Origin of the sequence: Mesorhizobium sp. M8A.F.Ca.ET.161.01.1.1 (assembly GCF_004792105.1) — a bacterium.
GTDB lineage: Bacteria > Pseudomonadota > Alphaproteobacteria > Rhizobiales > Rhizobiaceae > Mesorhizobium.
Map to the genome: position 1 here is coordinate 26,398 of NZ_SRTD01000031.1, position 11,692 is coordinate 38,089.

9 protein-coding genes are annotated in these 11,692 nt (G+C 61.8%); 4 read left to right on the forward strand and 5 right to left on the reverse strand.

Annotated features, from left to right (window positions below; genetic code table 11):
- Positions 1 to 195 precede the first annotated feature (195 nt).
- Positions 196 to 588 carry a RidA family protein gene (locus EN804_RS33815; protein ID WP_135922230.1) on the forward strand — a complete coding sequence of 131 codons (393 nt, stop codon included), beginning with the start codon at positions 196 to 198 and terminating at the stop codon, positions 586 to 588.
- 452 nt (positions 589 to 1,040) lie between these two features.
- On the forward strand, positions 1,041 to 2,669 hold the full coding sequence (locus tag EN804_RS33820) for an anti-phage dCTP deaminase (RefSeq protein WP_135922231.1): 1,629 nt from the start codon (positions 1,041 to 1,043) through the stop codon (positions 2,667 to 2,669).
- Here EN804_RS33820 and carB read toward each other — a convergent pair.
- The 4 genes from carB to EN804_RS33845 form a co-directional block, all read right to left on the reverse strand.
- A complete protein-coding gene (gene carB, locus EN804_RS33825) occupies positions 2,570 to 6,073 on the reverse strand; it encodes a carbamoyl-phosphate synthase large subunit (protein ID WP_135922232.1) in 3,504 nt (1,167 codons plus the stop codon). The two genes, EN804_RS33820 and carB, sit on opposite strands and share 100 nt — an antisense overlap.
- Positions 6,074 to 6,494: 421 nt before the next feature.
- Entirely contained in the window at positions 6,495 to 7,289 is a 795-nt protein-coding gene (locus tag EN804_RS33835) for an SH3 domain-containing protein (RefSeq protein WP_135922233.1), read from the reverse strand.
- A gap of 104 nt (positions 7,290 to 7,393) precedes the next feature.
- A complete protein-coding gene (locus EN804_RS33840; RefSeq protein ID WP_135922234.1) occupies positions 7,394 to 8,182 on the reverse strand; it encodes a metallophosphoesterase family protein in 789 nt (262 codons plus the stop codon).
- A gap of 66 nt (positions 8,183 to 8,248) precedes the next feature.
- Positions 8,249 to 8,605 carry a helix-turn-helix transcriptional regulator gene (locus tag EN804_RS33845; RefSeq protein ID WP_135884117.1) on the reverse strand — a complete coding sequence of 119 codons (357 nt, stop codon included), beginning with the start codon at positions 8,603 to 8,605 and terminating at the stop codon, positions 8,249 to 8,251.
- A 196-nt stretch (positions 8,606 to 8,801) separates the two neighbouring features.
- Here EN804_RS33845 and EN804_RS33850 point away from each other — a divergent pair, with 196 nt between their 5' ends.
- On the forward strand, positions 8,802 to 9,980 hold the full coding sequence (locus tag EN804_RS33850) for an MFS transporter (protein ID WP_135922235.1): 1,179 nt from the start codon (positions 8,802 to 8,804) through the stop codon (positions 9,978 to 9,980).
- A gap of 44 nt (positions 9,981 to 10,024) precedes the next feature.
- Here EN804_RS33850 and EN804_RS33855 read toward each other — a convergent pair whose 3' ends face one another.
- Positions 10,025 to 10,489 carry a MarR family winged helix-turn-helix transcriptional regulator gene (locus EN804_RS33855; RefSeq protein ID WP_135922236.1) on the reverse strand — a complete coding sequence of 155 codons (465 nt, stop codon included), beginning with the start codon at positions 10,487 to 10,489 and terminating at the stop codon, positions 10,025 to 10,027.
- Between the two features lie 235 nt (positions 10,490 to 10,724).
- On the opposite strand from EN804_RS33855, the gene EN804_RS33860 reads away from it, so the two are divergent.
- Positions 10,725 to 11,519, forward strand: a complete 795-nt coding sequence (locus tag EN804_RS33860; RefSeq protein WP_127873627.1) for an SDR family oxidoreductase — start codon at positions 10,725 to 10,727, stop codon at positions 11,517 to 11,519.
- The last annotated feature ends 173 nt before the right edge of the window (positions 11,520 to 11,692 follow it).

Sequence of the window (11,692 nt, forward strand, 5' to 3'; positions counted from 1 at the left end):
CGGCTTGGCGCCACGTTCATGCCGGGCAGCACCTCAGGGTGAAAACGGACCAGCAACGTCTCGTTCCTTCACGCACCCCTCATCCGTATCGGCGCTTCGCGCCGATCCACCTTCTCCCACAAGGGGAGAAGGAAGAACGGCGCTGGCGTTCCGTCGTCGCCGCGCTAAGCTCGCTGCAACCCAGGGAGCATCATCATGAAAAAAGAAGTCATCGAAGTACCCGTCATGTCGGACAAGGTGCGCTCACTCGGCCTGCCCTGCTCGACGGCGGTGAAGGCCAACGGCTTCGTCTTCATCTCGGCGACGCCGCCGGTGGACATGGTGACCGGCGAGATGGTGCGCGGCGACATCGAGGTCCAGACCGAGGCGTCGCTGAAGGCGCTGAAACATTGCCTGGAAGCCGCCGGCACCTCGCTGGAGAATGTCGTGATGGTGCGCATCTACGCCGTCAATTCCGGCTTCTACAACGCGATAAACAGGGTGTATGCCCGGTATTTCAACATGAACCCGCCGGCGCGGAGTTTTGTGCCGGTGGCGTCATGGCCGATGGAGTTCGATATCGAGATTGAGTGCGTGGCAGTGGGGTGAGGAGTAGACGGGCGAGGCAGTACCGTAGTCCGCTACCTCGAGAAAGTAGTCCACTGGCTTTATATCTAACGTCGTGGGCTCGGGTTGGATATCGATCTCGCCCGCTGCGCTATAAATCCGCAGCAACCCTTCATGTTTAAACTTCAGCAAAAAGGCAATCGCTCGATTAGTCTATAGTTTGACCCATCCTGAACGAAACTGACAAGTCGATGTGTTTGCGTCATAGGAAAAGTCGAGCGTTTATTTTTTCTTTTTCTTTTCCTCACGCTCTTTTATTGACCTATCAAACTCAGACCACCTGTTGCTTCGCCAAGATGCAAAGTAGGCTCGGTGCTCAAGGATCACGTCTTCCAGCTTCCGAATAATCCTAGTTGTATCTTTTTTAGCCACTTGTGATACTTTCATCAGTCAGCCCTCTCCGCAGTGGAGAATAGCAGATTCGGAAGCGCCTTGTGAGCCATTTAATTCCGCGTATCGAGTATCCCGAAATCGTGATTGGTTTGGTTGCACCCATCGGAACGCCGCTTGGTCCGACTGTGAACGAATTGCGTAGCCACTTTGAATCTGCTGGCTATCATGTAAAGCAGATAAAAGTAACTGACATATACAAGATGCTATCGCAATTTATCGCACCAAAAGTGCCGCTTGTTGATAGCCCTCTGGTTGATCGATACAAAACGTATATCTCGTACGGAAATCAAATTCGAAGAGAGATGGATGATAATTCTGTTTTGGCGGCTCTTACTATATATAGAGTGGTCGGAAGCAGGATAAGAAGCGGGCAGATAGATGAAGAGAAATTTTCAAGGACTGTATACATTCTTGATCAATTTAAAAGACAGGAGGAGATAGAATTATTTAGAGCTGTTTATGGTAGGATTTTCTTCCAGATATCGGTATATTCGCGCAGATCTGCCAGAGTTGACTACCTTTCTAGGAAATTTGCTGCGGATGCGGGCGATCTTAATCACGATCAATTTCGATCTGCTGCCGAGGAATTAGTAAGTGAAGACCAGAATCAACAGAAGGAGAAGTATGGTCAGAGGGTAGCGAAAATATTCCATGACGCGGACTTTATAGTAAATAAGGATATATCTGACCCAAGCGTTTCGGATCAGATAAGGCGATTTTTCGAGCTTTTGTTCTCTTCTAATTCGTATACTCCAAATAAGATGGAGTATGGAATGTTTGCTGCAAAGTCTGCTGCGTTGCGAACGGCGGATCTCTCCCGGCAGGTGGGAGCCGCAATATTCACACCTAAGGGTGAAATTATCTCTCTCGGATCAAACGAAGTGCCGAAGGCGAGAGGAGGTACCTACTGGCCAGACGAGGATATCGATGATCGCGAGTTTAAGAGAGGCCATGACTCGAACGACGCTCGTAAGCGTGAGATTTTGAACGAAATTTTGAAGATATTGGAAAAAGATTCGTCTCATCTAAATGACGAAGCAAAGAAAAGGCTGGATGACGCGGCTTTGATGGATGCTTTGGAGTATGGCAGGATTGTTCATGCAGAAATGTCGGCCTTGCTGGATGCTGCGCGTATTGGCCGGCCGGTGAGAGAATCGGTACTCTTTACGACAACTTTTCCCTGCCATATGTGCGCTAAGCACATAGTTGCAAGTGGTGTTTCAGTGGTTGTTTTTCTAGAGCCTTATCCTAAAAGTCTAGCATCTAGATTGCATGCTGATTCGATAGAAATAGAAGGGCAGGAAAGGGGTGGTTATAAGGACTACCCATCGGTAGAATTTAAGCATTTTTATGGAATTACGCCTCGCAGATACCGCGAATTCTTTGAGAGATCCCGACGGAAAGATAGCAATGGGGACTTCGAGGCTTATTTGTTTGGAAAAAAGAAGCCCTTCGTTGACATAAAATCACCTTTTTACACTCAACTTGAAGAGACTGTTTTGCAGAGCGTCCGGTCGGCTATCGAGCATTTGGGGCAGTCATCTAAACTGCAGTTGGGTTACTACGCACCTCAGGCAAAATACTCCTGCAGCGGCCGCACTTCCAAACTCCCCGCCTTCAACGCCGCTATCGCCTCCGCCACCGCGGCCGCACCCGACAGCGTCGTGTAATACGGCACCTTCTGCATCAGCGTCGCGCGGCGTAGCGACTTGGAGTCCGACACCGCCTTCTGGCCATCCGTGGTGTTGAAGACGATCTGGACCTGGCGGTTGCGGATGGCGTCTTCGATGTGGGGGCGGCCTTCCAGCACTTTGTTGATCTTTTCGGCCACCACGCCGTTTTCGGCGAGGAAGCGCTGGGTGCCTGATGTGGCCAGCACCTTGAAGCCGAGGCCGGCGAGGCGCTTGACGGCCGGCAATATGCCTTTCTTGTCCTCGTCGCGCACCGAGACGAACAGCGTGCCGGAGCGTGGCAGGTCGACGCCGGCGCCGAGCTGGCTCTTGGCGAAGGCGAGCGCGAAGTCGCGGTCGAGGCCCATGACCTCGCCGGTGGAGCGCATTTCCGGTCCGAGCAGGATGTCGACGCCGGGGAAGCGGGCGAAGGGGAAGACGGCTTCCTTGACCGCGATGTGGCCGGGGTTCCTCGGATCGGGCAGGGGGCCGTAATGGAAGAAGGCGTCTTCCAGCGTCTCGCCGGCCATGATGCGGGCGGCGATCTTGGCGATGGGGCGCCCGATGGTCTTGGCGACGAAGGGTACGGTGCGCGATGCCCGCGGGTTGACCTCCAGCACATAGACCGTGCCGTCCTTGATCGCGTACTGCACGTTCATCAGGCCGCCGACATTGAGCGCGCGGGCCAGCGCCGCCGTCTGGCGTTCCAGCTCGTCGACCAATTCCGATGGCAGCGAGTGAACGGGGAGAGAGCAGGCGCTGTCGCCCGAATGGATGCCCGCCTCCTCGATGTGTTCGAGAATGCCCGACACGAAGGTGGCCTTGCCGTCGCAGAGGCAGTCGACATCGACCTCGATGGCGCCTGACAGATAGGTGTCGAACAGCAGCGGGTTCTTGCCCAGCAGCGTGTTGATCTGGCCGGTCTTGTCATTGGGGTATTTCTGCTTGATGTCCTCCGGCACCAGGCCGGGCACGGTGTCGAGCAGGTAGCTCTGCAGCATGCTCTCGTCATGGATGATCTGCATGGCGCGGCCGCCGAGCACATAGGAGGGGCGCACCACCAGCGGGAAGCCGAGCTCGCCGGCGACGGTGCGGGCCTGCTCGACCGAATAGGCGATGCCGTTCTTCGGCTGGCTGAGGTTGAGCTTGTGCAGCAGCTTCTGGAAACGGTCGCGGTCTTCGGCCAGATCGATCATGTCGGGCGAGGTGCCGAGGATCGGGATGCCTGCCTTCTCCAGCGCGTCCGCGAGCTTAAGCGGTGTCTGGCCGCCGAACTGGACGATGACGCCGACCAGCTCGCCCGAGGCCTGTTCGGCGCGCAGGATCTCCAGCACGTCCTCCGCTGTCAGCGGCTCGAAATAGAGCCGGTCCGAAGTGTCGTAGTCGGTCGAGACCGTCTCGGGGTTGCAGTTGATCATGATCGCTTCATAGCGGGCGTCGCGCAGCGCGAAGGCCGCGTGGCAGCAGCAATAGTCGAACTCGATGCCCTGGCCGATGCGGTTCGGACCGCCGCCGAGGATGACCACCTTCTTGCGCGCCGAGACCTGCGCCTCGTTGGCGAGCGCGCCGGCGAAGGGCACTTCATAGGTCGAATACATGTAGGCGGTCGGCGAAGCGAACTCGGCCGCGCAAGTGTCGATGCGCTTATAAACCGGATGAACGTCGAGCTTCTCGCGAATCTTCTGAACGACTTCGGCGTCGGTCCTCGTCAGCGACGCGAGGCGGGCGTCGGAGAAGCCCATGGCTTTCAGCATGCGCAGATTGACGGCGTCCTCAGGAATGCCGTGCTCGCGGATGCGGGCCTCCATGGCGAGGATGCCGGCGATCTGTTCGAGGAACCACGGGTCGATCTTGCACATGGCGTGCATGTCTTCCAGCGAGGTGCCCATGCGGATCGCCTGCGCCACCATGCGCAGCCGGTCCGGCGTCGGGGTGCCCAATGCCGCGCGGATGGCGTTGCGGTCGTCGGCGTGGTTGGCCGCCACGGCGCCATGGCCGAGGCCGGGGATCTCGATCTCGTCGAGGCCGGTGAGGCCGGTTTCCAGTCCACGCAGCGCCTTCTGCAGCGATTCCTGGAAGGTGCGGCCGATGGCCATGACTTCGCCGACCGACTTCATGGCGGTGGTCAGCACCGGCTCGGCGCCGGGGAATTTTTCGAAGGCAAAGCGCGGGATCTTCGTCACGACATAATCGATCGACGGCTCGAACGAGGCCGGCGTGGCGCCGCCGGTGATGTCGTTCTCCAGCTCGTCCAGCGTGTAGCCGACGGCGAGCTTGGCGGCGATCTTGGCGATCGGGAAACCGGTCGCCTTGGAGGCAAGCGCCGACGAGCGCGAGACGCGCGGGTTCATCTCGATGACGACGAGACGGCCATCGGCCGGATTGACGGCGAACTGCACGTTGGAGCCGCCGGTCTCGACGCCGATCTCGCGCAGCACCGCGATCGAGGCGTTGCGCATCATCTGGTATTCTTTGTCGGTGAGGGTCAGCGCCGGGGCGACGGTGATGCTATCGCCGGTGTGAACGCCCATCGGGTCGATGTTTTCGATCGAGCAGACGATGATGCAATTGTCCGCTCTGTCGCGGACCACCTCCATCTCATACTCCTTCCAGCCGAGCACGCTTTCCTCGATCAGCACTTCGGTGGTCGGCGAGGCGTCGAGGCCGGACTGGACGATGTCGTAGAATTCGGCCCTGTTGTAGGCGATGCCGCCGCCGGTGCCGCCCATGGTGAAGGAGGGGCGGATGATGGCGGGAAGGCCGACATGGTCGAGCGCCTGGGCGGCGATCGCCATGCCATGGCTGATATAGCGCTGCTTGCGGTCGCCTTCGCCGAGGTTCCAGCGGGTCTCCAGCGCGTCGAGCGCGGCGTCGAGATTGTCGGGCTTCTCCGCCTTCAGCGCGGCGCGCTCGGCTTCGTGCGTCTTGCGGTCGGCATTCTTGACGTCGGTGGCGTTGGCCAGCATCGACTTCGGGGTTTCGAGCCCGATCGTCTTCATCGCCTCACGAAACAGCGCCCGGTCCTCGGCCTTGTCGATGGCATGAGCGTCGGCGCCGATCATCTCGACATTGTAGCGCTCGAGCACGCCCATGCGGCGCAGCGACAGCGCGGTGTTGAGCGCGGTCTGGCCGCCCATGGTCGGCAGCAACGCGTCGGGCCGCTCCTTGGCGATAATCTTGGCCACGACCTCGGGGGTGATCGGCTCGATATAGGTGGCATCGGCCAGTTCCGGGTCGGTCATGATGGTGGCCGGATTGGAATTGACCAGGATGACGCGGAAGCCTTCCTCCTTCAGCGCCTTGCAGGCCTGGGTGCCGGAATAATCGAACTCGCAGGCCTGGCCGATGACGATGGGGCCGGCCCCGATGATCAGGATCGACTTGATGTCAGTGCGTCTTGGCATGTCTGTGAATTCCGTTCGGCAGCGGGCTTGCACAAAAAACCGGGACGGGAAGACCCGGCCGGTTGTGCTCGCGATTCTGGTATCAGGCTAGGAGGGCCTTATAGGGAAGAGTTTTGCCCGATGTAACCCCGAAAATGCGGGTTTGTGTGGGGTTTTACGGCCGGGGCAAAGGCGTTGGGTTTGAATTGGTACCTTGCGGGGCGTTTGCGCTGCCCCTCACCTGCCTGCCGGCATCCTCTCCCCGTATAGTGACGGGGAGAGGGGCGCTATCCCTGGTGGTTTCGCCAACCTCCGACGTTGCAAAAAAGCGCGGCTTTGCGGACGGCTTCTTTCTCCCCGTCTCTATACGGGGAGAAATGCCCGGCAGGGCGATGAGGGGCAGCGCAAACCCCGGCAATTGAGCAGCCATTGCAAAAGCCGCCTAATCCCCCAGCACCACCGTATCCATGATCTCGAAGCGCTCGGACACACCAATGCGGATCATGTTGAGTTTGCCTTCCCTGGTGAAGCGGAAGTCGCTGCCGGCGTCCGAGCTTGCCGGCAGGCCGGCATCGAAGGAGATGACGCGCCTGCCGCCATCGGGCCAGGTCACGGTCACGTCGGCCTTGTCCGTGCCCTTGCGCGTCACGCTCGCCGCGCAAGGCGCCATGGGCTGTCCAACGTAGCGGGCGCAGGGAATTTGCAGGGTTCCGTTCGCCGCCAGCGCCAGGCCATAGGCATCCTGCATGGCGATCTCCGCTGCGGATTTCGGCTTGGTTTCGGGGCTGGCCGGCTGGGTCGTGCTGCCCAGCCGAGCGGTCAGATCGGGTGCATCGGGCGTCGCGCCGGTACCTCCTTCGGCGGGCGCGGCAGCAGGCGTATCCACGGCCTGGTCCGGCACCGTCGCCGGATTGAGGGGAACGAGATAGCGCGCCGGCGTCCAGCCGGTTGCCTTGGGATTGTCCGACTCGATCTTGCACCAGGGGTGGCCGTCAATGTCGTTGCAGCCGAGGTTTCGGACGCTCGCACCGGCGGCCAGGCGGGCCTCGGTCTTGCCGATCGGCGACGGCTTGGCGCGGACATTGAGCAGGTCGTCGGGGGCGAGCCCGGTGACAACGGAGATGAACGGCGCCTCTTCGGCATGGGCCGGCACGACAGCCGGCCACGCCGCCATCAGCAGCGGAGCGGCAATCAGCGCATGCAAACTTTGTCGGAGCGTAATCGTGCGCCTCATCATTTGGCCGTGCGCCGTACTCAAATCACCCTGCCGCGGCGGTCTCGCCGCATGCCCGGCCGGTTTTATAAGGGACGACGCGCCGCCATGTAAGTCTGAAATTCAGGCTAACCATGGTGCAAACCATTGTGCTGGGCCGCTTCCGGCATGAAGCCGGTGCGCAGGCCGTGCGCCCATTCCGCGCGTCCCGCATCTTCGGCCTGACGCGCCGCCGCCTCGTGGTCGTAGTCCACCGCGATCATCTCGAAACGATCCTGCCGACCGGCGCCGCCCAAGGTGACGATGCCGTAGCGCGCGTGCGGCGAGCCCTGTTCGGAGACATGCGCCGGAGGCGTGTCGTCGTCATAGGCAGGGCAGCCGATGCTGCCCGGATTGAAGATGACTGGGCCATTCGGGATGCGGATCAATTCCGCCCGGTGGCTGTGGCCGCAGAGCGCAATGCGGCAGGCCGGGTCGAGTGTCTTCAGCCGGCGCCGGATCGCCGCCAGCGGCGCGCGCACCAAATGGCCATCGGTCACGGCATCGAGCAGATATTTCTCGTCATGGTCGGGGCGGGCGTGGAAGGCGATGACGCCAGGCGCGATCTCCAGGGTCAGCGGCTGGGCCAGCAGCGTATCGCGCTGCGCCTGCGTCAGCCGCTCCTGCGCATAGACGTCGGACGCCCACATGGTTTCGTCAGGGGGATCGGCGGCGACGCGGCGGTCATGGTTGCCGCGCACCGTCGGCAGGTTGAGCGCTTCCAGCCGTTCCATCGTCTCGCGCGGCCACAGCGGCCCCGAAACGCTGTCGCCGAGATTGACGGTGACGTCGGCGCCGCCGCGCCGCGTCAGGTCCTCGAGCACGGCGTCAAGGGCGAGAACGTTGCCGTGGATGTCGGCAAGGACGGCTATGCGCATGAGGAGATTCCCGGTGGGTGGCAGGACCTGGTTTCCTCACCCCGCTTCGCGAGGGAGAGGAGAAAATCAGGCCGGCATTTCCAAATCATGGCCGCCGACCGCGGGCAGGGCGGTGTCGTCCGCGGCCGCGGCGATGACACTGTCGAGCAGGCCGGGGAAGCGGGCGTCGAGATCGGCCCGGCGGAGCGTGATCATGCGGTTGGTGCCGACCACCTCGGCGCGGGTGACGCCCGCCTCGCGCAGTTTGGCGAGGTGGTAGCTGAGATTGGTCTTGGAGGCGAGGTCGAGGAAGCGGCTGCAGTTCAGCGGCACGCCTTCCTTGCTGGCCAGATAGCGCACGATGGCGAGGCGCGTCGGGTCGCCGAGCACGCCGAGTACGATGGGCAGGCTGATCTGGTCCGTATTGGGGTGTGGCAAGGTCATGGCAGGAACCTAAGCACAGTTCGGGCCGATTTCAACGCGTCGATCCTGCTCGGCCCATACACACTGTTTCTCCTTTCGCGTGACCGTCCTGACACAGGGCTGTCAGCATGGTTCAGCTATTTTGCCCTGGCTTCATTGACATCATGGCCTGTTATGTCCAATTGTTCAATAACTTTTGAACTAAGGACGCATCCCCATGGACAAGAGAATCTTCTGGCTGGCGCTTGGATCGTTCGCGATCTCGACCGAAGGCTTCGTCATATCAAGCCTTCTGCCCGACATCGCCAGGGATGCCGGCATCTCCGTGCCGCTCGCCGGCTCGCTGATCACCGCCTTCGCGCTTGCCTACGCGATCGGCACGCCGATCCTGGCAACGCTGACCGGCGAATGGGACCGGCGCCGCGTCATCCTGTGGACGCTGGTGTTCTTCGTCATCGGCAATGTCGTCGCCGCCCTGAGTTCGTCCTTCGAAGTGCTACTCGTCGCGCGCATCATCATGGCGCTGTCGTCGGGCCTGTTCGCGGCGACCGCGCAAGGCACGGCGGTGGCGTTGGTCGATGACCATCACCGGGCCCGCGCCATTGCCGTCGTCGTCGGCGGCACCACGGTGGCGGTCGCCGTCGGCGCGCCGCTTGGCGCGCTGGTCGCGGCCATCGCCGGCTGGCGCGGCACTTTCTACGCCATTGCCGGCCTTGGCGCGCTGTCCGGCGCCATCCTGTGGTACCGGCTGCCACGCGGCATCATCGGCACCAGGCTGCCGCTGAAGCGCCGCCTGGCGGCGGCGATGCGTCCCGGCGTGATGCCGATCCTGGTGACGACGGCGCTTGCCCTCATCGGCGCGTTCACCGTGTTCAGCTTCATCGCGCCGCTGGCCATCGAAGGCGCCGGGCTGTCGCCGATCGCGCTGCCGGGCATGCTGCTCGCCTTCGGCGCCGGCGCCGTCATCGGCAACATTGTCGGCGGCCAGGCCGCCGATCGTTTCGGCGCGACGCGTACCGTCGCCTGGTCGCTGGCGCTCTCCGCGGCCATGCTCGTCACCTTTTCGCTGATTCCGACTTTCCTGCCGCATCACCTCGCCGGACCGTCGCTGATGGGCATGATGGTGCCGTGGGGCATCGTCGGCTGGGCGTTCCCGCCGGCACAGGCGAGCCGCATCATCAAGCTCGCCCCGGACGCGGCGCCGATCGTGCTGTCGCTCAATGCCTCGGCGCTCTATCTCGGCGTGGCGCTGGGTGCTGTGGTGGGTGGAGCGGTATTGCGCTACGGCGCGCCGGCCGATCTCGGCCTGATCGCCGCGGCCTTCCCGGTCATCGGGCTCGGCATCGTGCTGGCGGGGCGGATGTTTGCCAGACCGGTAGCGATGCCGGCGGAGTAAGACTGGCCCCAGACTTCGATCTATGTTTTTACGCGGCCGCTTCTTCAGCTGGAAGGAGTGGCCGCGGGCAGTTCCAGGTTCAACGCGGCCACTTCATCGAGCGTGGCCCGCAGTTTCGCGGCCTGCTCGGCGCCGATCATGGCCTCGAATTGCCGCTGGGCAACGCTCCATAGCTTGATCGCCTCGTCGAGCTTGGCCTGGCCGGTCGGCGTCAGCCGCACGCGCTTGACGCGGCGATCGTCCTTGTCGGCGAAGGTTTCGACATAGCCGTCGCGAACCAGAGGCTTCAACGTGTGGCCGAGTGCCGAGAGATCCATGATCAACGCCTCGGCAATGGCCCCCATCGCCGGCTCGCCGCCGACACTGATCTGGAAGAGCAGGCCAAACTGCGTGCCCTTCAAGCCGGAAGGCGCCAGCGCGTCGTCGTAGAAGCGGCCGAGCCTGCGCGCGGTGCGCCGCAAGGTGGCATTGTTGCACTGGCTGAAGGCCGGCTGCTGAACGTCGGTCATGTCAACTCCTTGCCGGAGCATTCCGGCGAAACCGCTGGGCGCTTTTGCTGGAATTGCTCTGGCAGGGGCGCTGGCCCTGTCGCAGAAATAGTTTTCGCGGCTGCCGTTGACAAGATAGTGGCATATACCTATTTCGCCGAAAGTGGTATATGCCACTAATTGATATCAGGACAATGGGCTCGACGGCCGGCGCGTTCGTCGAAGCCGAACAAGAGCCAACAGAAGGAACGTGACAATGAGCAAGAACGACAACAAGGGGACAGCCGTGATAACAGGCGCTTCCTCGGGCATCGGCGCCGTCTATGCCGACCGGCTGGCGGGGCAGGGCTATGATTTGGTGCTGGTGGCGCGCCGTGCCGACAGGCTCGGGGAGTTGGCCGAGAAGCTGCGCCATGCCTATAGCCGCAAGGTCAGCGTGATCGCCGCCGACCTGTCCGACGACGACGATGTGCGCCGCGTCGAGAAGGCGATATCAGCCGACGAGAGCGTGACGCTGCTGGTCAACAATGCCGGCCTTGGCGGTCAGGCGGTGGTGGCAACCGCCGACGCGGATGCCGCCGAGCGCATGATCAAGGTCAATGTCGTGGCGCTGACCCGGCTGACCCGTGCCGTGCTGCCGGGGCTTTTGGCGCGCAACCGTGGCGGGATCGTCAACATCGCCTCGGTACTGGCCTTCGACACCTCGTTCGGCGGCATCTACAGCGGCACCAAGGCCTATGTCGTCAACTTCACCGAAGCGCTGCATCGCGAGGTCGCGGGCACCGGGGTGACGGCACAGGCGGTGCTGCCGGGCGCGACCCGGACCGATTTCTGGGAGCTTTCCGGCAGCGATATCGACCAGCTTCCGAAGGAAATCATCATGACCGCCGACGATATGGTCGATGCCGCCCTTGTCGGCCTGGCGCGGGGCGAGGCCGTCACCGTGCCGGCGCTTGCCGATACGGGAAAGCTGGATACGTTCCTCGGCGCCCGGCAGGCCTTCTATGGCAGCTTGCACGCCGACAAGCCGGCAGCCCGCTACGCGGCTTGAGGCCACTTCGGTCTGGGACTCTGGCGCTTGTGCACATCTTCCGCGACTAGAGCGGTTCCTGTTTTGAGAGAATCGTAGGATTCCCAAAGCAGCTGGTTTGTGATTCAAGATGCTGGCTGGATTGGAGGCCAGCATCTGATGACGCGAGCGCTTTCAAACGATCTCCGTGAGCG